This window comes from Enterobacter sp. A8, from assembly GCF_004296595.1.
In the GTDB taxonomy this organism is placed as follows: Bacteria; Pseudomonadota; Gammaproteobacteria; order Enterobacterales; family Enterobacteriaceae; genus Enterobacter; species Enterobacter cloacae.
The window spans coordinates 40878-66027 of the sequence record NZ_SCMF01000008.1 but is presented as its reverse complement, the minus strand read 5'-3'; the positions used below and the strand labels follow the sequence as shown (position 1 = coordinate 66027).

Annotated in this window: 25 protein-coding genes; 12 read left to right on the top strand and 13 right to left on the bottom strand. The window is 55.7% G+C overall.

The genetic code is table 11. From position 1 onward, the window contains the following. Positions 1-51: 51 nt before the first annotated feature. Both rhaA and rhaB read right to left on the bottom strand, forming a co-directional pair. On the bottom strand, positions 52-1311 hold the full coding sequence (rhaA, locus tag EQV24_RS22385; RefSeq protein ID WP_094916571.1) for an L-rhamnose isomerase: 1260 nt from the start codon (positions 1309-1311) through the stop codon (positions 52-54). Next, a complete protein-coding gene (gene rhaB / locus EQV24_RS22380) occupies positions 1308-2777 on the bottom strand; it encodes a rhamnulokinase (protein ID WP_130627073.1) in 1470 nt (489 codons plus the stop codon). Before rhaB ends, rhaA begins: the two co-directional genes overlap by 4 nt. Positions 2778-3078: 301 nt before the next feature. On the opposite strand from rhaB, the gene rhaS reads away from it, so the two are divergent. Then, entirely contained in the window at positions 3079-3915 is an 837-nt protein-coding gene (rhaS, locus tag EQV24_RS22375) for an HTH-type transcriptional activator RhaS (RefSeq protein WP_013099335.1), read from the top strand. Between the two features lie 73 nt (positions 3916-3988). Next, positions 3989-4837: an HTH-type transcriptional activator RhaR gene (rhaR, locus tag EQV24_RS22370; RefSeq protein ID WP_013099334.1), complete on the top strand. Its 849-nt coding sequence runs from the start codon at positions 3989-3991 to the stop codon at positions 4835-4837. On the opposite strand, the gene rhaT is transcribed toward rhaR, so the two are convergent. Then, positions 4838-5872 carry an L-rhamnose/proton symporter RhaT gene (rhaT, locus tag EQV24_RS22365; RefSeq protein WP_095908395.1) on the bottom strand — a complete coding sequence of 345 codons (1035 nt, stop codon included), beginning with the start codon at positions 5870-5872 and terminating at the stop codon, positions 4838-4840. Positions 5873-6160: 288 nt separating this feature from the next. On the opposite strand from rhaT, the gene sodA reads away from it, so the two are divergent. Then, entirely contained in the window at positions 6161-6781 is a 621-nt protein-coding gene (sodA, locus tag EQV24_RS22360) for a superoxide dismutase [Mn] (protein WP_003861999.1), read from the top strand. Between the two features lie 66 nt (positions 6782-6847). After that, positions 6848-7522 carry a 6-hydroxyaminopurine reductase gene (gene yiiM / locus EQV24_RS22355; RefSeq protein ID WP_013099332.1) on the top strand — a complete coding sequence of 225 codons (675 nt, stop codon included), beginning with the start codon at positions 6848-6850 and terminating at the stop codon, positions 7520-7522. A 98-nt stretch (positions 7523-7620) separates the two neighbouring features. Here the strand turns inward: yiiM and cpxA are convergent, their stop codons facing one another. Continuing rightward, a complete protein-coding gene (gene cpxA, locus EQV24_RS22350) occupies positions 7621-8994 on the bottom strand; it encodes an envelope stress sensor histidine kinase CpxA (protein ID WP_013099331.1) in 1374 nt (457 codons plus the stop codon). Then, positions 8991-9689 carry an envelope stress response regulator transcription factor CpxR gene (cpxR, locus tag EQV24_RS22345; protein ID WP_003862004.1) on the bottom strand — a complete coding sequence of 233 codons (699 nt, stop codon included), beginning with the start codon at positions 9687-9689 and terminating at the stop codon, positions 8991-8993. Before cpxR ends, cpxA begins: the two co-directional genes overlap by 4 nt. Before the next feature lie 150 nt (positions 9690-9839). Between cpxR and cpxP the strand changes: the two genes are divergently transcribed. The 6 genes from cpxP (at position 9840) to EQV24_RS22315 (ending at position 15985) form a co-directional block, all read left to right on the top strand. Further along, on the top strand, positions 9840-10346 hold the full coding sequence (gene cpxP / locus EQV24_RS22340; protein ID WP_013099329.1) for a cell-envelope stress modulator CpxP: 507 nt from the start codon (positions 9840-9842) through the stop codon (positions 10344-10346). A 153-nt stretch (positions 10347-10499) separates the two neighbouring features. Beyond that, on the top strand, positions 10500-11393 hold the full coding sequence (gene fieF / locus EQV24_RS22335) for a CDF family cation-efflux transporter FieF (protein WP_013099328.1): 894 nt from the start codon (positions 10500-10502) through the stop codon (positions 11391-11393). Positions 11394-11567: 174 nt separating this feature from the next. After that, positions 11568-12530: a 6-phosphofructokinase gene (pfkA, locus tag EQV24_RS22330; protein WP_013099327.1), complete on the top strand. Its 963-nt coding sequence runs from the start codon at positions 11568-11570 to the stop codon at positions 12528-12530. Positions 12531-12763: 233 nt separating this feature from the next. Next, positions 12764-13753: a sulfate ABC transporter substrate-binding protein gene (locus EQV24_RS22325; protein WP_013099326.1), complete on the top strand. Its 990-nt coding sequence runs from the start codon at positions 12764-12766 to the stop codon at positions 13751-13753. 110 nt (positions 13754-13863) lie between these two features. Beyond that, positions 13864-14607 carry a CDP-diacylglycerol diphosphatase gene (locus EQV24_RS22320; protein WP_020686902.1) on the top strand — a complete coding sequence of 248 codons (744 nt, stop codon included), beginning with the start codon at positions 13864-13866 and terminating at the stop codon, positions 14605-14607. 73 nt (positions 14608-14680) lie between these two features. Then, a complete protein-coding gene (locus EQV24_RS22315) occupies positions 14681-15985 on the top strand; it encodes an SLC13 family permease (RefSeq protein ID WP_095453652.1) in 1305 nt (434 codons plus the stop codon). 47 nt (positions 15986-16032) lie between these two features. Here the strand turns inward: EQV24_RS22315 and tpiA are convergent, their stop codons facing one another. Next, a complete protein-coding gene (gene tpiA, locus EQV24_RS22310) occupies positions 16033-16800 on the bottom strand; it encodes a triose-phosphate isomerase (RefSeq protein WP_003862019.1) in 768 nt (255 codons plus the stop codon). Positions 16801-16911: 111 nt separating this feature from the next. After that, the gene (locus EQV24_RS22305) at positions 16912-17508 is read right to left on the bottom strand and encodes a DUF1454 family protein (RefSeq protein ID WP_020686903.1); all 597 of its coding nucleotides are present in this window, start codon (positions 17506-17508) and stop codon (positions 16912-16914) included. A 112-nt stretch (positions 17509-17620) separates the two neighbouring features. Between EQV24_RS22305 and EQV24_RS22300 the strand changes: the two genes are divergently transcribed. Beyond that, complete coding sequence (locus EQV24_RS22300) at positions 17621-18040, top strand: DUF805 domain-containing protein (RefSeq protein ID WP_020686904.1); 420 nt, start codon at positions 17621-17623, stop codon at positions 18038-18040. Here the strand turns inward: EQV24_RS22300 and fpr are convergent, their stop codons facing one another. From fpr to EQV24_RS22280, 4 genes are all read right to left on the bottom strand, one after another. Next, on the bottom strand, positions 18041-18787 hold the full coding sequence (gene fpr, locus EQV24_RS22295; protein WP_013099320.1) for a ferredoxin--NADP(+) reductase: 747 nt from the start codon (positions 18785-18787) through the stop codon (positions 18041-18043). Between the two features lie 96 nt (positions 18788-18883). Next, positions 18884-19894 carry a class II fructose-bisphosphatase gene (gene glpX, locus EQV24_RS22290; RefSeq protein ID WP_013099319.1) on the bottom strand — a complete coding sequence of 337 codons (1011 nt, stop codon included), beginning with the start codon at positions 19892-19894 and terminating at the stop codon, positions 18884-18886. A 123-nt stretch (positions 19895-20017) separates the two neighbouring features. After that, positions 20018-21526, bottom strand: a complete 1509-nt coding sequence (glpK, locus tag EQV24_RS22285) for a glycerol kinase GlpK (protein WP_013099318.1) — start codon at positions 21524-21526, stop codon at positions 20018-20020. Positions 21527-21547: 21 nt separating this feature from the next. Continuing rightward, complete coding sequence (locus tag EQV24_RS22280; protein WP_013099317.1) at positions 21548-22393, bottom strand: MIP/aquaporin family protein; 846 nt, start codon at positions 22391-22393, stop codon at positions 21548-21550. 398 nt (positions 22394-22791) lie between these two features. Here EQV24_RS22280 and zapB point away from each other — a divergent pair, with 398 nt between their 5' ends. After that, a complete protein-coding gene (gene zapB / locus EQV24_RS22275) occupies positions 22792-23031 on the top strand; it encodes a septal ring assembly protein ZapB (RefSeq protein ID WP_013099316.1) in 240 nt (79 codons plus the stop codon). Positions 23032-23614: 583 nt separating this feature from the next. Here the strand turns inward: zapB and rraA are convergent. Together rraA and menA are read right to left on the bottom strand one after the other, a co-directional pair. Further along, positions 23615-24100, bottom strand: a complete 486-nt coding sequence (rraA, locus tag EQV24_RS22270; RefSeq protein WP_013099315.1) for a ribonuclease E activity regulator RraA — start codon at positions 24098-24100, stop codon at positions 23615-23617. A 92-nt stretch (positions 24101-24192) separates the two neighbouring features. Further along, positions 24193-25113, bottom strand: coding sequence for a 1,4-dihydroxy-2-naphthoate polyprenyltransferase (gene menA, locus EQV24_RS22265; RefSeq protein WP_058679176.1), 921 nt, complete (start codon positions 25111-25113; stop codon positions 24193-24195). Between the last annotated feature and the right edge of the window lie 37 nt (positions 25114-25150).

Sequence of the window (25150 nt, the reverse complement as noted above, 5' to 3'; positions counted from 1 at the left end):
GGGGGTAAAAGTTCCCTCTCCCTTTGGGAGAGGGTTAGGGTGAGGGCAAAATTACCCGCGCTGACTTAACACGTCTTTCTCATACGCCCGCACGTTTTCCAGCCACTGGCTGCCTGCCGGCGTGTCGTTACGCTGGCAGTACATCTCCCACACGGCCTGCCACGGCAGGGATTTCTGCTCTTCCAGCAGCGCCAGGCGCGCGGTGTAGTCGCCGTTTGCTTCCAGCTGTTTCAGCGCTGCGGTTGGCTCCAGCAGCGCGCGCAGCAGGGCTTTTTTCATATTGCGGGTGCCGATCACCCATGCCGCGATGCGGTTGATAGAGGCGTCAAAGAAGTCGAGGCCAATGTGCACGCGGTCAAACAGGTCATGACGGATGATTTCGCTGGCAATCGCCTGGGTTTCGTCATCCAGCAGCACCACGTGGTCGCTGTCCCAGCGCACCGGACGGCTGACGTGCAGCAGCAGGCGCGGCACGAAGAGCATGGCGGCGGAGATTTTGTCGGAGATCACTTCTGTGGGGTGGAAGTGACCGGCGTCCAGGCACAACGCGGTCTGGCGGCTGGTGGCGTAACCCATGTAGAACTCGTTCGAGCCGACGGTATAGCTCTCCGCGCCAATGCCGAACAGCTTGCTCTCCACCGCGTCGATGTGGTGCGCCGGGTTGAGTTTTTCGCTGATGGCCTCATCCAGCGCGGCCAGCAGGCGCTGGCGCGGGGCGAGACGGTCGACGGTGATGTCTTTCATGCCGTCCGGGATCCAGATGTTCATCACCGACGGCGTGCCAAGCTGCTCGCCAAACCAGGCCGAGACGCGCCGGCAGGCTTTAACGTGGTCGATCCAGAACTGACGGATCTCGTCGTTGGCATGCGCAAGGGTAAACCCCTCTGCGCTCAGCGGGTGCGAGAAGCAGGACGGGTTAAAGTCCAGACCCAGTTTGTTGGCTTTGGCCCATTCCACCCAGTTTTTAAAGTGCTCCGGTTTGATTGCGTTACGCGCCACCGGCTCGTCGGACTCCAGATAGATCGCGTGCAGGTTCAGGCGTTTTGGCCCCGGGATCAGGCTCAGCGCCAGTTCCAGATCCGCACGCAGTTCGGTGGCGTTGCGCGCTTTGCCCGGGTAGTTACCCGTCGCCTGAATGCCACCCGTCAGAGAACCGCCCGGGTTCTCGAAGCCGGCGACGTCATCGCCCTGCCAGCAGTGCATGGAGACAGGCAGACGGTCGAGCTGGCGCAGCGCCGCGTCGACATCCACGCCGACGGCGGCGAAACGCTGTTTAGCCAGGTCCCAGGCTTGTTCAAGTTGAGTGGTCATGCGCAAAGCTCCTTAGTCAGTCGTTTTTGCTGAAACTGCGCCCGGTAGCGGGCAATTTCATGGCAGGGATTAGGGGTGAAGGTGGTCAGGCGGGTATTCGCGGTGACCACCGAACGGAATTCGTCGACGTCTGAAAGTTCGTCCAGAGTCATCAGTTGAATACCGATGTTGCCGAGCGTTGAGGCCTCCACCGGACCCGCCACCACGGTGATGCCGCAGGCATCGGCGCAGAGCTGGTTCAGCAGCTGGTTCTGGCAGCCGCCGCCCACGATATGCAGCTGGCTGAACGGTTTGCCGCGAAGGCTCGCCAGCTCGCTCAGAACATCCGCGTAGAGCAGGGCCAGGCTGTCAAAAATGCAGCGCGCCAGCTCGGCAGGACGGGAAGGCACCGGCTGACCGGCTTCGAAACAGGCGGCCTGGATTTCGGCGCTCATATGCACCGGGTTAATAAAGCGGTCGTCGTTCGGGTTGATCAGGAACGTACAGGCCTTCAGCTTTTCGGTCTCTGCGATAAGCGCAGGCAGGTCGGCAATGTGTTGCTCTTTCAGCATCCTCTGGAGCAGCCAGAGCCCCATGATGTTCTTCAGCACGCGGTAGCGGCCTTCGGCACCGCCTTCGTTAGTGATGTTTGCTGCCATCGCGGCGTCGCTGGTGTACGGCGTTTTGCTCTCAAAGCCCATCAGCGACCAGGTGCCGGAAGAGAGATAGGCCGCGTCTTTACCGGCCAACGGAGATGCAATCACCGCGCTGGCGGTGTCGTGACTGGCGACGGCGACCACCGGGATTTCATTCCCCTGCGGGCAAATCCAGTAACCGATTACGTTACCCGGATGGGTCGGCGTGCCGAACCAGGAAGGCGAAGCGCCGGTCCAGGCCAGCAGGATTTCATCCCAGCTGTCGGTGTTAATGTTGACCAACTGCGTGGTGGTGGCGTTGGTGTATTCCCAGTTCATGTTGCCGGTCAGCCGGTAGCTTAAGTAGTCCGGGATCAGCAGCGCGTGCGCCACCTTTTTGACCAGCTCCGGCTGCTGCTCAACCAGCGCGCGCAGCTGATACAGCGTGTTAAAGGGCAGAAACTGAATGCCGCTGCGGCCATAGATGTTGTCCTTGCCAAGCTGCGCGATGGCCTGTGCCATCAGCCCGTCGGTGCGGCTGTCGCGATACGAGACGGGCAGGCCGACGCGGTCGCCGTGGCTGTCGAGCAGAACGTAGTCCACCCCCCAGGTATCAATGCCAATGCTGTCGATGCGAATGCCGTCGTTGCAGACGTTGTTCAGCCCGGTGCGGATCTCCGCTTCCAGGGCATCAATATCCCAGGTATCAAAACCGTCCAGTTTTTGCAGGCAGTTGGCGAAACGGTGCATTTCGCGAAGCGTAAGTGTGCGCTTGCCGCAGTCCCAGGTGGCGAGCATTACGCGGCCGCTGGATGCGCCTAAATCGACAGCCACACAATGGCGAAAAGTCATGGTCAGGTCCCTTCTTAAGTCATTGGTGCTGAGTGTAAAAAAGGGAAGAAAAGACCACCTTCTCGTCACTGACAGCCGGAATCTCGCGCTGGCAAGAAAGCAAAGATGAACGTGAGGGAGTTCACAATTTCCAGTCAGGGCGGGGTTTACGGTCAATGTGACGCTGACCGCATTTCCCGATTTTTCCGTCTGTTTCTTGAAAAATGGACAGCTTTTGCGACGTTTGCTGTCAAAAATTTAAGGTGAGTGCGGAAGGCCTTAATTACTATTTTGAGAACTTTTCTCATTGGTGGGGGCCGTTATGACCGTACTGCACAGCGTCGATTTTTTCCCGTCGGGAACGTCTCCGGTCGCGATTGAGCCACGGCTCCCGCAGGCTGCGTTTCCTGAACATCATCATGATTTTCATGAAATTGTGATTGTCGAGCATGGGACAGGCATTCACGTCTTTAACGGCCAGCCGTACACCATCAGCGGCGGTATGGTGTGCTTCGTGCGCGATCACGACAGGCATTTGTATGAACACACCGACAACCTGTGTCTGACCAACGTGCTCTATCGTTCGCCGGACGCGTTCCAGTTTCTGTCGGGGTTGAATAAGCTCCTGCCTCAGGAGCAGGATGGGCACTACCCGTCTCACTGGCGGGTGAATCAGTCCACGTTGCAGCAGGTGCGCCAGCTGGTGAATCAACTGGAGCAGAGCGAGGACGGGCAGGAGACCCATGCCATTGCCACCCGCGAGCTGCTGTTTATGCAGCTGCTGGTGCTGCTGCGTCGCAGCTCTCTGGTGGAAGGGCTGGCAAATAACGACGCGCGGCTGAACCAGCTGATGGCCTGGCTGGAGGACCATTTCGCCGAGGATGTGTGCTGGGAAACGCTGGCGGATGATTTTTCGCTGTCGTTACGCACGCTTCATCGTCAGCTCAAGCAACACACCGGGCTGACGCCCCAGCGCTACCTCAATCGTCTGCGCCTGATTAAAGCGCGTCATCTTTTACGTCATACCGATGAAAGCGTCACGGATATCGCCTATCGCTGCGGTTTCGGCGACAGTAATCACTTTTCGACCCTTTTTCGCCGCGAGTTTAGCTGGTCGCCGCGCGATATCCGTCAGGGGAAGGATGCTTCACTCCAGTAACGCGAAGGCAATCACCGTTTTATTGCCGCAAAAAGGCTAATAATGTCCGGTTATTCACCGTAGAGGTTGTGGTGTGGCCGCTCAGTTAATTCTTCGCAAAGATGATTTTTTTGCCTCCGCGAGTCAGGCCGTCGCGGTGGCCGACCGCTACCCGCAAAATGTCTTTGCCGAGCATACCCACGAATTTTGTGAGCTGGTGCTGGTGTGGCGCGGCAACGGCTTACACATCCTCAATGACAGGCCCTACCGCATTACGCGTGGCGATCTGTTTTATATCCGCGCCGAAGACAAACACGCCTACGCCTCGGTTAACGATCTGGTGTTGCAGAACGTGATCTACTGCCCGGACAGGCTCAAACTGAACGTCGACTGGGCGGCCCATATCCCCGGTTTTCTCAATGCCAGAGGCGAACCCCACTGGCGCTTGAGCAGCAGCGGTATGGCGCAGGTGCGCCAGACAATCTCCCAGCTGGAGCAGGAGAGCCAGAAGCACGATCCGGTGGCAAACCCGATGGCGGAACTGCTGTTCGCCCAGTTGGTCATGACCCTCAAACGCCATCGTTACGCTACCGATAACCCCTCCGCGACCGTTCAGGAAGCGCTGCTGGACAAGCTGATCGCCCGGCTTGCGGGCAGCCTGAACAAAAGTTTTGTGCTGGAAAAATTCTGCGAGCAGGAGCAGTGCAGCGAGCGCGCGCTGCGCCAGCAGTTCCGCACCCAGACGGGGATGACGGTGAACCACTACCTGCGCCAGTTGCGCATCTGCCACGCCCAGTATCTGTTGCAGCATACGGAGCTGATGGTCAGTGAGGTGGCGATGCGCTGCGGGTTTGAGGACAGTAATTACTTTTCGGTGGTGTTTAACCGCGAGGTGGGGATGACGCCGGTTCAGTGGCGTCATCGCAGTCGAAAGGCAGCGTAGTCAGTTCGCCATGCCGAGGCCGACAATGTTAGCGGCAATGATGATCACCACGCAGCCCAGGCTCAGGACGCCCACCGGACGACGCCCGGCGTTATTCCACTCCTTCAGTACCAGCCCAACCAGTCCGCCGCACAGTACGTAGAAGCTCATGTGCAGCATCCAGCTTATGTAGTCGTACTGCGGTGGAATGCTGGCGTGACCCCAGGCGTAGAAAAAGAACTGCAGATACCACATGAGGCCACCCAGCATCGACAGCAGCACATTGGTGAGGATTAAGGATTTTGCCAGTGAGAAATCGGCTTTTACCGACAGATCCTTCACTTTTGCCAGACGAATGAAGCAGAAGCCGAGGTTTACCAGCGCGCCGCCGCCCATGATCACCACGTAGCTTGGCAGCGCCACGTACAGCGGGTCGACGCCCAGCGCAGCGGCCGCTTCGTGCATAGGTTTTGCGGCGTTCATGGCGAACGACATGCCCGCCGAGAAGATGCCACACATCACTGCCAGCAGCAGCCCTTTCTTCAGGTTAAAGTCCTCGGCTTTGATGCCCATCTTGCGCTCTTTCAGCTGACCCGCACGGGTGACGATACCCACGCCGATCACCGCGACAAGCACGCCCAGCAGCGTCATCTGCCCGCCTTTGGTGTTGAGCAACACATCGACATTGCCGTTAAGAATGGGCGTCATCAGCGTGCCGACGATCAGGGTAATGCCAATTGCGATGCCGATACCCATCGACATCCCGAGGTAGCGCATGGTCAGGCCATAGTTGATGTTGCCGATGCCCCACATCGCACCGAACAGAAACACCGGCAGCAGGGTGGAGGCACTGAAGGAGGTGAAGTAGCCCCAAAAATCCGGGAGCAGCATGGCGCTAATGGTCCACGGCAAAATCAGCCAGGAGACGGTACCGCCAACCGACCACATGGTTTCCCACGACCACCCTTTCACCTTTTTGAACGGGGCATAGAAACAGGCTGCACTGGCTGCGCCTATCAAATGCCAGAAGATACCCATCGTAATCGCATGATTCATTTTTACGTCCTCATCGTTTTTATAGCCGGTGGCTTCCCCCCGACTTGATGAGTGTAAAAATTAGGCGGTTCAGGAACCTTCAGAAGGTTGCCGCACTTTGGTTCTGGATGGCAATCAGCACGTTAACCGGGTGAGCAGACTCACAATTTTGTCATTTGGCAAAACCCGAATAACCTTATAAAAACTACGGCATTGATAATCATTTTCAATATCATTTAATTAACTATAATGAACCAACTGCTTACGCGGCATTAACAGCTGTGCCGCCCGACACTAATGGAGAGGATTATGAGTTATACACTGCCATCCCTGCCGTATGCCTATGACGCACTGGAACCGCATTTCGACAAGCAGACGATGGAAATCCATCACACTAAACACCACCAGACCTATGTGAACAACGCGAATGCTGCGCTGGAAAGCCTGCCAGAGTTCGCTAACCTGCCTGTTGAAGAGCTGATCACTAAACTGGACCAGCTGCCAGCGGACAAGAAAACCGTACTGCGTAACAACGCGGGCGGCCACGCAAACCACAGCCTGTTCTGGAAAGGCCTGAAAACCGGTACCACCCTGCAGGGCGACCTGAAAGCGGCTATCGAGCGCGACTTCGGTTCTGTTGATAACTTCAAAGCGGAATTCGAAAAAGCGGCTGCAACCCGTTTCGGCTCCGGCTGGGCGTGGCTGGTTCTGAAAGGTGACAAACTGGCGGTCGTTTCTACCGCAAACCAGGACTCCCCGCTGATGGGTGAAGCGATCTCTGGCGCATCTGGTTTCCCAATTCTGGGTCTGGACGTGTGGGAACACGCTTACTACCTGAAGTTCCAGAACCGTCGCCCGGACTACATCAAAGCCTTCTGGGATGTGGTGAACTGGGACGAAGCTGCAGCGCGTTTCGCCGCGAAAAAATAAGGTTGCATTGACGCCTGTGAGAAGCGAGTCTGTTGACTCGCTTTTTTTGTATCTGAAGGAGTAGAGATGCATTACCCGGTGAATGTGTTTACAGGCAAGGTAAGGGAATACGACGGCAGCCGCCCGAGCGCCATCGCCAAAGTGCAGGTCGACGGAGAGCTGACGTTAACCGAGCTCGGGCTTGCGGGCGACGAGCAGGCCGAGAAGAAAATCCACGGCGGGCCCGAACGCGCGCTGTGCCACTATCCGCGCGAGCATTATCAATACTGGATAACCGAATTCCCTGAACAGGCGGACCTGTTCGTCGCCCCCGCGTTCGGTGAGAATCTCTCCACCGAAGGGCTGACGGAGAAGAACGTCTTCATTGGTGATATTTTCCGCTGGGGTGATGCCCTGATTCAGGTAACGCAACCGCGCTCGCCATGCTTCAAGCTTAACTTCCATTTCGGCATTAACGACATGTCCGCACGGCTGCAGAGTGCGGGTAAAACCGGCTGGTTGTACCGGGTGGTGCTGGCGGGGCAGGTGTCTGCGGATGCGCCGCTGGAGCTGGTGTCGCGCCTGAGCGATGTGTCGGTGTATGACGCTTGTGCCATTGCCTGGCATATGCCGTTTGATGACGAGCAATATCATCGGCTGTTGTCGGCGGCAGGGTTATCCACCAGCTGGACAAGAACGATGCAGAAACGCCGCACTAGTCGGCAGATTGAGGATAATTCGCGGAGATTGTGGGGGAAATAGTGCCCCTCACCCCGGCCCTCTCCCCAAAGGGGCGAGGGTGAAAAAACCGCACCGAGCAGTCCCCTCTCCCCTTTGGGGAGAGGGTTAGGGTGAGGGGATTACGCGCGCTTATACAACGGCAGCCACAGCGTTAACCGCAGCCCGCCCAACGGACTGTCGTCGGCTTTCACCCAGCCGCGATGCTGCTGCATAGCGGTTTCAACAATCGCCAGACCCAGCCCGGTACCGCCAGATTCACGGTCCCGCGCCTCGTCGGTGCGGTAGAACGGACGGAAAATCTGCTCGCGATCTTCCGGGCTTACGCCTGGACCATCGTCATCCACAATGATGGTGATACCGTCTTTATCCACCGAGAAGGCCACCTCAATCTTCGTATGCGAGTAGCGCAGGGCGTTACGCACGATATTCTCCAGCGCGCTCTCCAGCGTGTTGGGGTTACCGTATAGCGGCCATGGCCCCGGCGGGAAGTTGACGGTGAACGATTTACCCATCTGTTCCGCTTCGAACGCCGCGTTGTCTAACACTTCATGCCACAGCTGATTAGCTTTCACCGTTTCGCTCACCAGCGCGTTTTTCTGCTGATTGCGCGACATCACCAGCAGATCGTTGATCATGCTGTCCAGACGCTGGGCTTCGGTTTCGATACGTTCCAGCTCTTTGCTCTCACCGCTGCGGCGACGCAGCAGTGCGGTGCCCAGTTGGAGCCGCGTGAGCGGCGTACGCAGTTCGTGCGAGATATCCGACAGCAGCCGCTGCTGCGTGGTCATCATGCGCTCAAGAGCGGTGATCATCTGGTTGAAACTGGCCCCGGCGGCAAGAAATTCCTGCGGTCCGGCTTCCAGCTCAGGGTGCTGTCGCAGGTTACCCTGCGCCACTTCGTCGGCGGCGTTTTTCAGCTTACGCGCCGGTTTTGCCAGGCTCCACGCCAGCCAAAGCAACAGCGGTGAACTGACCAGCATCGTCACAATCAGCAGCAGAAGCGGACGGTCAAACAGCAGGTTGATAAAATCGGACTGGGAATTGCTCGCCGGACGAATCAAATAAAGCTGGTAGTTATCTTCCCCATCCCTGACTGAGAAAGGGCCCACCATCTCAACCCGACCATATTTTTTCTTCTGCGGATGATCGGCGTTATCCGCCTGGCCAATAAAGTTGCGGATGATCTGCATTTCATTGCGATCCGCGCCAATCACGCGGCCTTCGCTGGTCACCAGCAGCAGGCGTTGTCCGGGAGGTGCCCATTTGTCGATAGCGCGAAACAGCCTGCGCCACCACATCAAATCGTTTGGCGGATCGTTTGCCAGCTCGGCTTCTACGTGCTGCTCGATCATCACGCCCTGACGTTGCTCGCTGTCGAGAAGCTCCGTCATCTGGCGTGAGTCGAGTTTTGGCAACATCAAAACCAGCATTAAAACCAGTGCCAGCGTCAGCCAGAAGATGGCGAAGATGCGGGCGGTTAAGCTTCCTATCATGAAGCGGAAACCATCAGATAGCCGCGACCACGCAGGGTTTTAAACCACGGATGACCGTCTTTACGCTCCGGCAGTTTGCGGCGCAGGTTCGAGATATGCATATCGATGGCGCGGTCAAACGGCGTGAGGCGTTTACCCAGCACTTCCTGGCTTAAGTGTTCACGCGATACCACCTGGCCGAGGTGCTGCGCCAGCAGATACAGCAGCGTGAACTCGGTACCGGTCAGCTCCAGCGTTTCACCGTCAAAGCTCGCTTCCTGACGACCCGGATTGAGGCTCAGTGAGTCCACTTCCAGCGTCGGTGAACTGTTGTCAGTATTCTGCTGCTGTTCGCTCCAGTGGGAACGACGCAGGATAGCGCGAATACGGGCGACCAGTTCGCGGTCGTTGAACGGCTTCGGTAGATAGTCATCCGCACCCAGCTCAAGGCCGAGTACACGGTCTAGTTCGCTGCCGCGTGCGGTCAGCATGATAACGGGGGTCTGGTGTGTCTGGCGAAGCTCTTTCAGCGTATCAATGCCGTTTTTCTTCGGCATCATGACGTCGAGCAAAAGTAGATCGATGCTGTCGTCAAGGAGACTCAGCGCCTGCTCGCCATCATGGGCGACCAGAACGTTGAAACCTTCCATGTCGAGCAACTCCTTTAAAAGAGATGTGAGCTCTCGGTCATCATCAACTAACAGGATTTTATTCATTGTTTAAATACCTCCGAGGCAGAAATTACGACATCAAGGCTATCTAATCCATGACTTTACGTTGTTTTACACCCCCTGACGCATGTTTGCAGCCTGAATCGTAGACTGTCTCTCGTTGAATCGCGACATGAAAGATTTTGGGAGCAAGTGATGCGCAAAGTTACCGCTGCCGTCATGGCCTCAACGCTGGCGTTCAGTGCGTTTAGCCAGGCCGCTGTAGCTATCATCGGCGATAACGCGTCCTCACAAGAGGGTATCGCGCAGCACAGCAGCCAAAGCCATATGTTTGACGGCATAAGTTTAACCGAACATCAGCGTCAACAGATGCGAGATCTGATGCAGAGGGCACGACACGATCAGCCCCCTGTTAATGTTAGCGAAATGGAGACAATGCATCGCCTTGTCACCGCAGAAAATTTTGACGAAAACGCTGTACGTGCTCAGGCAGAAAAAATGGCACAGGAGCAGGTTGCCCGCCAGGTAGAGATGGCGAAGGTTCGCAACCAGATGTTCCACCTGTTGTCGCCCGAGCAGCAAGCGGTTTTGAACCAGAAACATCAGCAACGTATGGACCAATTGCGTAAGGTTGCACGGATGCAGCGAAGCTCAGAAACGACGCTTTTCAGTAGCAATAGCAGTACCCGTAGTAACCAGTAAACCCTGTTTTCCTTGCCATAGACACCATCCCTGTCTTCCCCCACATGATGTGGGGGTTTTTTTTGCCCTTCATTCTGATGTGTTAACCGTTTATTCATCCTTTGACTCCGTAACCTTCCGTTATACTAGCGGCATGGCATGACAGGAGTATTTATGAATCAATCCTATGGAAGACTGGTCAGCCGGGCCGCCATTGCCGCGACGGTCGTGGCCTCAAGCTTACTGGTCATCAAAATATTCGCGTGGTGGTACACGGGCTCGGTCAGTATTCTGGCGGCGCTGGTGGACTCGCTGATGGATATTGCCGCCTCGCTGACCAACCTGCTGGTGGTGCGTTACTCGCTGCAACCGGCGGATGAAGAGCACACCTTCGGACACGGCAAAGCCGAATCGCTGGCGGCGCTGGCGCAAAGTATGTTTATTTCCGGCTCTGCGCTGTTTCTGTTTTTAACCGGCATTCAGCATCTTGTTTCGCCATCACCCATGAACGATCCCGGCGTGGGCGTGGTGGTGACGGTGGCTGCACTTATATGCACCCTTGTTCTTGTAACGTTCCAGCGCTGGGTGGTTCGAAAAACGCAAAGTCAGGCTGTACGGGCGGATATGCTTCATTATCAGTCTGATGTTATGATGAATGGCGCTATTCTTATTGCGCTCGGTCTGGCCTGGTATGGCTGGCATCGGGCCGATGCGTTATTTGCGTTAGGGATTGGCATCTATATTTTATACAGCGCTTTGCGGATGGGGTATGACGCGGTGCAATCGCTTCTTGACCGTGCGCTCCCCGACGCAGAACGCGATGAAATTTATACTATCGTGACCTCCTGGCCGGGTGTCAGTGGTGCTCACGATCTTCGTACGCGGCAGTCAGGGCCGACCCGCTTTATTCAGATTCACATAGAAATGGAAGACAACCTGCCATTGGTTCAGGCTCACGTTATTGCTGAGCAGGTGGAGCAGGCGATTTTGCAGCGTTTTCCTGGGTCAGACGTCATTATTCACCAGGATCCCTGCTCGGTTGTACCCGGTTATGTTGGGCTTTCGTAATTCGTTGTAAAAAAGTGAGCCAGGCCAGCATTTTGTGTATAAATTACCGCCATTTGGTCTGACCTGAATCAATTCAGCTGGAAGTGGTTGATATACTATTTGCAGTATTCGTTGGTCGACAAGTTTCTTCCGGCAACAGATTTCAATTTTGCATTCCTAAGTTCAGAGGTAGTCATGATTAAGAAAATCGGTGTGTTGACAAGCGGCGGTGATGCGCCGGGCATGAACGCGGCAATTCGTGGGGTTGTTCGTGCAGCGCTGACGGAAGGTCTGGAAGTTTTTGGTATCTATGATGGTTATCTGGGTCTGTATGAAGACCGTATGGTTCAGCTCGACCGTTACAGCGTATCTGACATGATCAACCGCGGTGGTACTTTCCTCGGTTCTGCGCGCTTCCCGGAATTCCGCGACGAACACGTGCGTGAAGTGGCTATCGAGAACATGAAAAAACGCGGCCTCGACGCACTGGTTGTTATCGGTGGTGATGGTTCGTACATGGGTGCAAAACGTCTGACTGAAATGGGCTTCCCGTGCATCGGTCTGCCTGGCACCATCGACAACGACATCAAAGGTACTGACTACACCATCGGTTACTTCACCGCCCTGGGTACCGTTGTGGAAGCGATTGACCGTCTGCGTGACACCTCTTCTTCTCACCAGCGTATCTCCATCGTTGAAGTGATGGGCCGTTACTGTGGTGACCTGACCCTGGCTGCGGCTATCGCGGGCGGTTGTGAGTTCGTCGTGGTTCCGGAAGTGGAATTCAGCCGTGAAGATCTGGTTGCAGAAATCAAAGCCGGTATCGCCAAAGGTAAGAAACACGCCATCGTCGCGATCACCGAGCATATCTGTGACGTTGATGAGCTGGCGAAGTACATCGAAGCAGAAACCAAACGCGAAACCCGCGCGACCGTTCTGGGTCACATCCAGCGTGGTGGTTCCCCGGGTCCATACGACCGTATCCTGGCTTCCCGCATGGGTGCGTACGCCATTGAACTGCTGCTGCAGGGTCACGGCGGTCGTTGCGTCGGTATTCAGAACGAAAAACTGGTTCACCATGACATCATCGACGCCATCGAAAACATGAAGCGTCCGTTCAAAGGTGACTGGCTGGACTGCGCGAAAAAACTGTACTGATCGGTGTTTGTATTGTGCCGGGTGGCGGCAAGGTAAATGCAAAACGGTAACCCCAGGGTTACCGTTTTTTATGGTTGCGCCCTCTCCCGTGGGAGAAGGTTGGGGTGAGGGCATCAGGCCACTCATCCATTTTTATTCCTCAAAGTTATAGCCAATCTTTTTTTATTCTTTAATCATCAATTCCGTTTCTGGCACGCTGCATTCATCAAAACACTACATATGAGAGCTGGGCGATGAATAAATGGGGCGTGGGTTTAACATTATTGCTGGCATCGACCAGCGTTCTGGCTAAGGACATCCAGTTACTGAACGTGTCATACGACCCGACGCGTGAGCTGTACGAGCAGTACAACAAAGCCTTTGCGGCACACTGGAAACAGGAAACGGGCGACAACGTGGTGGTTCGCCAGTCTCACGGCGGCTCTGGTAAGCAGGCGACCTCCGTCATCAACGGCATTGAAGCGGATGTGGTGACTCTGGCACTGGCCTACGATGTGGACGCAATTGCCGAACGTGGCCGCATCGACAAAAACTGGATCAAACGCCTGCCGGATAACTCTGCGCCATATACCTCGACCATCGTTTTCCTGGTGCGTAAAGGCAACCCCAAACAGATCCATGACTGGAACGACCTGGTTAAACCTGGCGTATCGGTCATCACGCCGAACCCGAAAAGCTCCGGCGGCGCACGCTGGAACTATCTGGCAGCCTGGGGCTATGCCCTGCATCACAACAATGGCGATCAGGCCAAGGCTCAGGAGTTCGTCAAAGCGCTGTATAAAAACGTTGAAGTGCTCGACTCCGGCGCGCGTGGCGCAACTAATACCTTCGTAGAGCGCGGCATTGGCGATGTGCTGATTGCCTGGGAAAACGAAGCCCTGCTGGCAACCAACGAACTGGGTAAAGACAAATTCGAGATCGTGACCCCGAGCGAATCTATCCTCGCCGAGCCGACCGTTTCTGTGGTGGATAAAGTGGTCGATAAGAAAGGGACCAAAGCGGTGGCGGAAGCCTACCTGAAGTATCTCTATTCGCCAGAAGGCCAGGAAATTGCAGCGAAAAACTTCTATCGCCCACGCGATCCGGCGGTTGCGAAGAAATACGACAGCGTATTCCCGAAACTGAAGCTCTTCACCATTGATGATGAGTTTGGCGGCTGGACAAAAGCCCAGAAAGACCACTTCTCTAACGGCGGTACATTCGATCAGATCAGCAAACGCTAGGCTTTTGTAACGAACGACACGGTGACCCGGTGTGAGAAATCCGCCGGGTTTTTTATTTGGTCATCATTTTGCGTTACTCTTTGGCCTCTACTGAAAACAGGGAACGCATTGTGAAAAAAATTATCTTACTGATTCTGATTGTTATCGCCCTTGCCGCGGGTGGCGTGTACTGGATGAAAGCAGGTAATCCGAATGCGTTGCGTCACATCGTGCTGGACCAGTGTGTGCCGAATCAGATCCAGCACCGCAATCCGGCGCCGTGTGCACAGGTGAAACCTGACGCGGGCTATGTGGTGTTCAAGGATCGCAACGGTCCGCTGCAGTACTTATTGATGCCCACCTACCGCATCAACGGCACCGAAAGCCCGCTTCTGACAAAGCCTCAAACACCGAACTTCTTCTGGCTGGCATGGCAGGCCCGTAGCTTTATGAGCATGAAGCACGGATCCGAGGTGCCAGACAGCGCAATTTCATTGACCATCAACTCACCCACGGGCCGCACGCAGAATCATTTCCATATCCACATCTCCTGCCTGCGCCCGGACGTGCGCGAGAAGCTCAATGCCGCGCAGGGGCAAATCAGCACCCAATGGCTGCCCCTTCCCGGTGGACTGGAAGGACATGAATATCTCGCCCGCCGGGTGACGGAGAACGAGCTGGTGCAGCGGAGTCCGTTTATGATGCTGGCGGAAGAGCTGCCGGAAGCGCGTGACCATATGGGGCGCTTCGCGCTGGCGATGGCCCAGCAGTCTGATGGCTCGTTTGTGTTGCTGGCAACCGAACGTAATCTGCTGATGCTTAACCGCGCGTCGGCTGAGGAATTGCAGGATCATCAATGCGATATCCTGAAGTGACCCCACCATAAATAGCGTTTACTCGTCCTGCCTGTCGCCGTAGACTTGCTGAAAAAAACGACAGGAGACAGGCATGTCGCTCTGGTTAACCCACCCTCTGTTTGTGCCCTCAGCGATCGTCGGCGTCACCATTGTGTTATGGGCGACGTCGCTATTGCCGGAATTCATTACCGCGCTGCTGTTCTTCACGGCAGCGATGACCGCCAGAATTGCCCCGCCGGAGGTCATTTTTGGCGGCTTTGCCTCGTCTGCCTTCTGGCTGGTGTTCAGCGGCTTTGTGCTTGGTGTGGCAATCCGGAAAACCGGTCTGGCTGACAGGGCTGCACGGGCGCTCTCCGCCCGGCTTACTGACTCCTGGGTGCTAATGGTGGCCAGCGTGGTTCTGCTGAGTTATGCCCTGGCGTTTGTGATGCCGTCGAACATGGGGCGTATCGCGCTGCTGATGCCCATCGTGGCCGCGATGGCAAAACGTGCCGGTATTGCCGACGGATCGCGCGCCTGGTTTGGCCTGGCGCTGGCCGTTGGTTTCGGCACCTTCCAGCTTTCGGCCACCATCCTGCCTGCCAACGTTCCCAATCTGGTGATGAGCGGCGCGGCAGAGGGATCATACGGTATTCATCTGAACTACGTGCCTTATCTGCTGCTGCACACGCCCGTGCTCGGTATTCTCAAAGGGTTGATTCTGATTGGTTTAATCTGCTGGTTATTCCCCGGCAGCCCGAAGCCGCCCAGGGATCTGGCGCCCGCTGAACCGATGGGGCGTGATGAAAAACGCCTTGCCTGGCTGCTGGCGGTGGTATTGGGAATGTGGGTGACGGAGAGCTGGCACGGTGTGGGGCCGGCATGGACCGGACTTGCGGCATCGGTCATTGTGATGCTGCCACGCGTAGGTTTTATCACCGGAGAAGAGTTCTCGGCGGGGGTGAATATGCGCACCTGTATTTATGTGGCAGGCATCCTCGGTTTGGCCATTGTGGTGACGCAAACCGGTATCGGTCCGGCGGTGGGGGAGGCGTTGCTGAAGATAATGCCGCTGGACGCCGACAGACCGTTCACCAGTTTCCTGGCGCTGACCGGGATCACTACGGCAATGAACTTTATTATGACGGCTAACGGTGTTCCGGCGCTCTATACCACGCTGGCGCAGAATTTTTCAGAGGCGACGGGCTTTCCGCTATTGTCTGTCATCATGATTCAGGTGCTGGGCTATTCCACGCCGCTGCTGCCGTATCAGGCGTCGCCGATAGTGGTGGCGATGGGCTTAGGAAAGGTGCCTGCAAGGGCGGGGATGGTGCTCTGTCTGGCGCTGGCAATTGCCACGTATCTGGTGCTGCTGCCGCTGGATTATCTGTGGTTTAGCGTTTTAGGTCGTTTGTAGCGATTTTGTAGGGCGGGTAAGCGCAAGCGCCACCCGCCACAACAGCATTACGCCTGTTTAGCCGCTTCTGCCGCTTTAACGATCACCGCGAAAGCGTCAGCTTTCAGGGATGCACCGCCAACCAGCGCGCCATCGATGTCTGGCTGGGTGAACAGTTCTGCCGCGTTAGAGGCATTTACGGAACCGCCGTACTGGATGATGACCTGCTCTGCCACTTTCGCGTCGGCTTTAGCAATGTGGTCACGGATGAATTTGTGAACCGCCTGAGCCTGCGCTGGGGTTGCAGATTTGCCGGTACCGATCGCCCAGACTGGCTCGTAAGCGATAACCGCGCCTTCGAATGCTGCCGCGCCCTGCGTCTTCAGCACAGCGTCGATCTGACGTGCGCACACTTCTTCCGTTTTGCCTGCTTCGTTTTCTGCTTCGGTTTCACCGATGCACAGAACCGGGATCAGACCCTGCTCTTTCAGCACCGCAAATTTCTTCGCGATGAACTCGTCGGATTCTTTGTGGTAGGTGCGACGCTCAGAGTGGCCGATGATGATGTATTTGGCGCCGATATCTTTCAGCATTTCAGCGGAGGTTTCACCGGTGAATGCGCCAGACAGGTTAACGTCAACGTTCTGTGCGCCCAGAATGATGTGGCTGCCGTCAGCGGCACGTTTAGCCAGATCCAGGTACATATCCGGCGGAGCGATAGCAACCGCGCAGCCAGTCACGCCAGCCAGCTCTTTACGCAGGTTCGCAACCAGTTCGTTTACCATGTGGCGGCTGCCGTTCAGTTTCCAGTTACCCATCACTAAAGGATGTCGCATTTCAATTCTCCACGCTAAATAAGCGAATTAAGGAATATGGCCACCCTGACGGGCAGCATGGTCTGTGAATCAGTATAGAGATTTTCCCTCGAAAGGCTTTGCTTTTTGTCATTAATTCGCCCCTCCGAGTGTGTCAGATAGTGCCAGCTTAATCGGTTCAACAGCGAAGGTCAGGCCTTTTTCGCCGTTATCCGCCACCACATAGCGCACCGCGCCTTCGGTTTCGGTGTAATAGCGCTTGTTTTTACCCGCAACCAGCAGTTTTTGCAGCTTTTGTTGGCTCTGTTTTTTCGTCAGTGCGGGCGTAAACGCCTGCAGCACCGCGCTCATGTACTCCAGCGCCTTCGCCTTCGCGGCTTTCTGCTCTGGCCCCTGAATCGGCAGCCAGGTGATCTGCATACTTTTGATTTTTAGCGTACCGCGCTCCAGCGCAGTGGAAGCGTACAAGTTTTCGTTAATCTTGCTGGCGGCACGGGTCAGGTTTGGAGTATCGCGTGCGCCATCAATGGCGCGAAATTCATCCAGCGGCAGCGTTGGATTGGTTTTGTTAAACGTTTCACGAAACTGACTGATGGACTGATCGAACGATGGCGCACCCGCCAGAAGGTAGGGCGCGGTTGTCGGAGCAGGGGGTTCGGCGGCGTGCAGGGGGAGACCGGCGCTCAGCATCGCGAAACACAGGAAAAGAAGGTGTGCCGAATTTTTCATCAACATTGTCCCTGGCCGTAAGTGCTCATGATTAAATCGATATCTGGTCGGCTTGTCAAAAGGTCACAACTCCAGGGTAAAATGCGCACGATATGATAATAAGGAACCTTACATGACCATACAGCAGTGGTTGTTTTCATTCAAAGGGCGTATTGGACGCCGTGATTTCTGGATCTGGATGGCGACGTGGATTATCGCCATGCTGCTTCTGTTTTTTGTGGCCTATAACGCATGGCTGAGCACGCAAACCGCGGCGTTTGCGCTGGTTTGTTTATTGTGGCCAACCGCGGCCGTGGTGGTGAAACGCCTGCACGATCGCGGTCGTTCCGGTGCATGGGCTTTTCTGATTATTCTGGCGTGGATGCTGGTCGCCGGGAACTGGTCAATACTTCCGTCCATCCTCCCCTGGGTGGTGGGCAGACTGCTACCGACCATTATCTTTGTGATGATGGTTATCGATCTGGGTGCGTTCATCGGCACCCAGAGCGAAAACAAATACGGTAAAGACACCCTTGAGGTGAAATACCGCTGATCACCAGTAGTGTTCGGCGGTCATATGACCCGGTCGGCGGCGAAGGTGTTTCGTCATCTGCCGGGTATCTTTCAGAAGCTGCTGAGTGTCCCGTACCATCTGCGGGTTACCACACAGCATCACGTGGCTGGTTTCGGCACGCATCGGCAAGCCAACGGCCTCTTCCAGGGCTCCACTCTCAATTAATGCCGGCACGCGGCCGGTCAGCGAACCTGCTGCCGTTTCGCGGCTTACCACGGTCTGGATTTTCAGCTTTCCGGCATACTGCCGCTCCAGCTCCTGCATCTGCGGCAGATAGCTTAAGTCTGCGGCGTAACGCGCGGCATGCACCAGCACGATGTTTTTAAACCGCTCCAGGTCTTTGCCGTACTGCAGAATGGAGAGATAGGGGCCGATGGCCGTGCCGGTTGCCAGCATCCACAGGGTTTCGCAGTCCGGAATTTCGTCCAGCACGAAGAAACCTGCTGCGTCACTCACAATCTGGACATCATCACCGGGTTTAAGCGCCGCCAGGCGCGGGCTGAGTTTGCCGTCCGGGACGGTAACCAGATAGAACTCGAGATCCGGATTATCAGGCGCGTTGACGTACGAGTAAGCGCGCTGCACGCGTTCGCCGTCGATATCCAGCCCCAGTTTGGCAAACTGTCCGGCCGTAAACGGATGGATGGGGGCGTGCACGGTGAGACTAAATAGCGCATCGGTCCAGAATTTTATCTTAGTGACTTTACCTGTTACCCAGTCCGCCATGATCTTCTCCTGTGCTGTTTCTCGGATCTATCTTCCGTATTTGTGATGAAGATATCCAGCCCATTCGGGCCGGAAAGCTCTATCGATCAAACGGTTTTACAGAATGTGCGTCTGTACGTCCGGGTCTTTACGGTCGAGATAGTGAATCGACTGAATGCGACGAATGGTGCGCGATTTACCGCGGATCAGCAGCGTCTCCGTGGTCGCCATGTTGCCTTTGCGGGTGATGCCATCCAGCAGATCGCCTTTGGTGATGCCGGTCGCGGAGAAAACAACGTTGTCGCTGCGGGCCATTTCGTGAAGTGCGAGGACTTTATTGGCTTCGATACCCATTGCCTCACAGCGCGCCAGCTCATCTTCGCCAATGCGGCGATTCTCTTCGTTGTCGCCTTTGACCTCATGACGGGGCAACAGGCGGGCCTGCATGTCGCCATCCAGCGCGCGGATCACCGCAGCAGAGACCACGCCTTCCGGCGCGCCGCCAATACCGTACAGGACATCCACTTCACTGTCTGGCATGCAGGTCAGAATGGAGGCCGCCACGTCGCCATCCGGGATGGCAAACACGCGTACGCCCAGCTTTTGCATCTGCGCGATGGTAGCGTCGTGACGTGGTTTCGCCAGAATGGTGACGGTGAGTTCGCTCAGCGGCTTGTTCAGCGCGCTGGCGACATTACGCAGGTTCTCTTCCAGCGGCAGGCTGAGGTCGATGGCGCCTTTCGCGCCAGGACCGACAATCAGCTTTTCCATGTACATATCCGGTGCGTTGAGGAAGCAGCCTTTATCACCCACGGCCAGCACGGCCAGCGCGTTGGCCTGACCCATCGCCGTCATGCGTGTGCCTTCGATCGGGTCGACGGCGATATCCACGGCATCGCCTTTGCCGGTACCCACTTTTTCACCGATGTAGAGCATTGGCGCTTCGTCGATCTCGCCTTCGCCGATCACAATAGTGCCGTCAATATTGACCTGATTGAGGACAATGCGCATGGCATGGACAGCCGCACCGTCGGCGGTATTTTTGTCGCCACGGCCAAGCCATTTATAGCCTGCCAGGGCAGCGGCTTCGGTAACGCGGGAAAACTCGATAGCAAGTTCACGTTTCATGAGGTACTCGTGCAATCAAAAGGAATTGCACGAAGTTTATCACAGAGTGGGGCGAGGCGAGGGGACCGGTGCAGCCGGAGCCCCTCACCCTGACCCTCTCCCCGAGGGAGAGGGAATGTATGATTACTCTTCGTGCTCTTCCCACGCCAGGGCGCGTTTCACCGCTTTCTTCCAGCCGCTGTAGCGGTAGTTACGCTCGGTGGTTTCGATGCCAGGGCGGAATTCACGTTCGATAACCGCTTTTTCCTGCAGCTCGTCCAGATTCTGCCAGAAGCCGACCGCCAGACCCGCAAGGTACGCCGCACCCAGCGCGGTCACTTCGCGCACTTCCGGGCGTTCCACGCGGGTGCCCAGAATGTCGGACTGGAACTGCATCAGGAAGTTGTTCGCGACCGCACCGCCGTCCACGCGCAGAGCGTGCAGACGGATGCCGGAGTCAGCCTGCATCGCTTCCAGTACGTCGCGCGTCTGGTAAGCGATAGATTCCAGGGTGGCGCGAATAATGTGGTTAGAATTCACGCCACGCGTCAGGCCGAAAATCGCGCCGCGTGCATACGGATCCCAGTACGGTGCGCCCAGACCGGTAAACGCAGGTACCACGTACACGCCGTTGGTATCCTTCACTTTGGTGGCGAAGTACTCGGAGTCGAACGCATCGCTGATAAGCTTCATCTCGTCGCGCAGCCACTGGATGGATGCACCCGCCATGAACACCGCACCTTCCAGCGCATAGTTGACTTCACCGCGTGGGCCGCAGGCGATGGTGGTCAGCAGACCGTTTTCTGATTTCACCGCTTTCTCGCCGGTATTCATCAGCATAAAGCAGCCGGTACCGTAGGTGTTTTTCGCCATCCCTTCTTTAACACACAGCTGGCCGAACAGCGCCGCCTGCTGGTCACCGGCGATACCGGCGATAGGAATACGCGTGCCGCCTTTACCACCGATGTTGGTCTGACCGTACACTTCAGAAGATTTACGTACTTCTGGCAGCATAGCGCGTGGAATATCCAGCGCGTCCAGCATCTTGTCATCCCACTCCAGCGTGTTGATGTTGAACAGCATGGTGCGCGAGGCGTTGGTGTAGTCCGTGACGTGGACGCGACCCTGGGTCATCTTCCAGATAAGCCAGGTATCGACGGTACCGAACAGCAGTTCGCCGCGTTTTGCACGCTCACGTGAACCTTCCACGTGGTCAAGGATCCACTTCACTTTGGTACCCGAGAAATACGGGTCGACCACCAGGCCCGTGGCGCTGCGGACGTACTCTTCCATACCGTCGCGCTTCAGCTGTTCGCAAATCTCTGACGTACGACGACACTGCCAGACGATGGCGTTATAAATTGGCTTGCCGGTTTCACGTTCCCAGACGATTGTCGTTTCACGCTGGTTGGTAATACCAATCGCGGCTATTTCGTCAGAACTGATATCGGCTTTCGCCAGCACTTCGACCAGCGTGGAGCTTTGCGATGCCCAGATCTCCATCGGGTCGTGCTCTACCCAGCCTGGACGAGGATAGATTTGCTCAAATTCACGCTGTGACACGCTGACAATGTTCGCGTCATGATCCATTACGACAGCGCGGGAGCTGGTGGTGCCCTGGTCGAGCGCAACGATATATTTTTTTTCGGTCATGGTGTAAGTCCCGTAGTCAGATTACAGCGAAGCTTTTTGTTGTGCGGTAGAAGTCGTCTCTTTCTCCTCGTCCACACAGGTGTCGCACGGTAAGTGGCGACCAATTAATTTGCGATAGCTAAACGCACCCAGCGCAGCCCCGACAACCGGCGCAAACAGCGGAACCAGGAAGTAAGGAATGTCTTTGCCACCGGTGAAGGCCACGTCGCCCCAGCCTGCGATAAAGGCGAACGCTTTTGGTCCGATATCACGCGCCGGGTTCATCGCGAAGCCGGTCAGCGGGCCCATGGATGCACCGATCACCGCAATCAGCAGGCCAATCAGCAGAGGTGCCAGCGGGCCGCGCGGAATGCCGTTTCCGTCGTCGGTCAGCGCCAGGATAACGCCCATCAGAATAGCGGTAATCACCATTTCAACTGCGAACGCCTGCACAAAATTGATATGCGGGTTTGGATATGTTGAGAAGATACCTGCCAGGTCCAGACTTTCGACGCTGCCGCGCACCATATGATGCGTCTGTTCGAAGTCGATGAAAAGATTGTAATAAAGCCCGTAAACTAACGCCGCTGCGCAAAACGCGCCGGCAAATTGAGAAATAATGAAAGGAACAACTTTGCGTCCGTCGAAGCACGCGAACAGCCACAGTGCGATGGTCACCGCCGGGTTAAGATGTGCGCCAGAAACCCCTGCAGTCAGGTAGATGGCCATTGCCACACCCAGACCCCAGATAATACTGATTTCCCACTGACCAAAACTGGCACCTGCCACTTTCAGTGCAGCAACACAGCCCACTCCGAAGAATATCAACAACCCGGTACCAAGGAACTCGGCAATGCACTGGCCTTTTAAGGTTGATGTCTGACTCATAATCGGAATCCTGAAGAGATTGATGTTTATTGTTAGCATGGCCGCCCGTGACAGCCATGATGTCCTGTAGACATAGTGTTAATTTATCGTTAACGAGCAAAAACGAGAAATATCGAAATCAAAATGTGTGGTCTGCGTCAATAAAATGAGCGTTTACGCGCCATAAAGCGCATTTTTGCATCAGCGAGAGAGTGTGAGCTGAATCATTTCATTAACTAATGAGTTAACAACTTAGGGGTAATTGCCGCGAACGCACCAGGACGAGGCCGAAAAGTGTTGCAAACCGCGATCTGCGCGGTGTGTCGCTGGACAGGGGCGACGGGGCTTCATACAATCGGCATAGATGTTGTGCGCGTTTACGTTAAAGCGTCGCCTTGCAATTCAGGAGAGGTAGGATCATGTCTTTAGAAGTGTTTGAGAAACTGGAATCGAAAGTACAGCAGGCGATTGACACCATCACGCTGCTGCAGATGGAAATTGAAGAGCTGAAAGAAAAGAACAACAGCCTGGCGCAAGAAGTGCAGACAGCTCAGCACGGCCGTGAAGAACTGGAGCGCGAAAACAACCAGCTGCGTGAACAGCAGAACGGCTGGCAGGAACGTCTGCAGGCGCTGCTGGGACGTATGGAAGAGGTTTAATTCCCCTGGGATTGAACTGAGTAGGCCGGGTAAGGCGAAGCCGCCACCCGGCTTTTTTATGGTTATCGCGAATGGGTAATAACCATAAAAAAGACCGCCCAAGGCGGCCTTAACGCTACTTGTCCTGCGCTGTCGTAGCAAAAGCAAAGAACACATTGGGTTCATCACTCTTCACAACGAGTACGCTGGCGACAATGAACGCGATACATAAATAGCGTTTCATTATGCGGTCCCTGCAGCTAACCGCTCCACCGTTCACCACCGGTGATAAGTTGGTGGACACAAGCCCTGGTATTAGCCTGTATTACGGTTGTGAATACACCTTTCCCTGGACCGATGCCCATTTGCGAGATGGCGGAAAGGGACGCTGCATCATAATAAGCAGCAACCGTGGTGTTAAGGTATTCATAAAGAATTAGGATTTTATAAAGCTTCTGAGGGGTTGCCCAAGGTTTGGACGAGAGTATGATGAAGATCCTTGGTATTAGCCTGCAAGCCTTCCCAACGGACCGCGAATCCCAAGGGACAAAAAAACCGCCACATTGCTGATGGCGGTTTTTTTATGGCGCTCGCTTACTGTTTACTACTCAATATCCAGCGGATCTTCGGAGAGGATAATGCCGGTGTTATCGGCATAGAGATGGTCGCCGGAGAAGAAGGTCACGCCGCCGAAATTGACGCGGATATCGCTTTCGCCAATGCCTTCACCTGCGGCGCCTACCGGAATGGCGGCAATCGCCTGAATGCCGATATCGAGGTCTTCGAGGTCGTCCACCTGGCGGACTGAACCGTAGACCACAATGCCTTCCCATTCATTTTGCACGGCAATTCCGGCCAGTTCCGCGTCAATCAATGCACGACGTACGGAGCCGCCGCCATCAACCAGCAGCACGCGACCACGACCGTTCTGTTCGAGCAGATCGTACAGCAACCCGTTATCCTCGAAACATTTCACCGTGATGATTTGTCCGCCAAACGAAGACCGTCCACCAAAGTTGGAGAACAGCGGTTCAACGACGTTGACATCTTCCTGGTAGATGTCACAAAGCTCGGAGGTATCGTATTTCATAGGTTTAACGCTCTGTTGCTGCGAATGTGTTCAGTATATCGTGCGAAATGCGTTGTTGGCAAAATCATCAATTGTTAATTGATATTTGTCAGTTAACTCAGCGTCTGGCTCAGGACAATCCCTATCACGAACAACAGGTTAGTGAGCAATGCGCCTTTTACCGTGCGCTCAAGCATCGGTGGCATGGCTGCCGGGCTGAGCTCACGCATCACAAAGCGGGCCTGTTTAATCAGCAGCGGCGCGGCGAGCACAAACAGCCAGCCCCAGAGACTATGCAGCGAGATCAGGTTGAACAGCGCGAGGCAGAGCAGGGCGCCCATCAGCAGGCAGGCATGATAGCGACGCGCGTTAACCGGCCCCAGACGCACGGCTAGCGTGTTTTTGCCGTTCTTACGGTCGCTGTCGATATCGCGCAGATTGTTGATGTTAAGTACCGCCGTTGCCAGCAGACCGCAGGCGGTGGCGGGCAGGAACAGGGCAGGGATAAGCGTATGCGCCTGTAAGTACCAGCTGCCCATCACGCTCAGCCAGCCAAAAAATACCAGCACGGAAATATCACCCAGGCCGATATAACCGTAAGGGCGCGTGCCGACGGTATAGGTAATGGCGGCGATAATAGCGAGCAGGCCCAGCACCAGAAAACCAATGAAATCACTGGTGGTTTTCGAGGCGACCGTCACCAGCGCGAGGCCGGATAAACAAATCAGTACCACGGTGATAATCAACGCGCGCTTCATCTGTGCCTGCGTAATCACCCCTTTCTGCATCCCGCGCAGAGGGCCGATACGGTCAGGCTTATCGCTACCTTTAACCGCATCGCCGTAGTCGTTGGCGAGATTAGAGAGGATCTGCAACAAACCGGCGGTGACCAGCGCCAGCACGGCAACCAGCGGATTGAAATACCCCTGCCACCAGGCAAGGACGGTACCGACGATAATCGCGGCAAAGGCCAGAGGAAGGGTTTTAGGGCGCAGACTTTCGAGCCACGCCTGAGTACGGCTGATATCAGTCATAGTTATTAAGCCAAAAAAATGGGGGCATTAGCCCCCA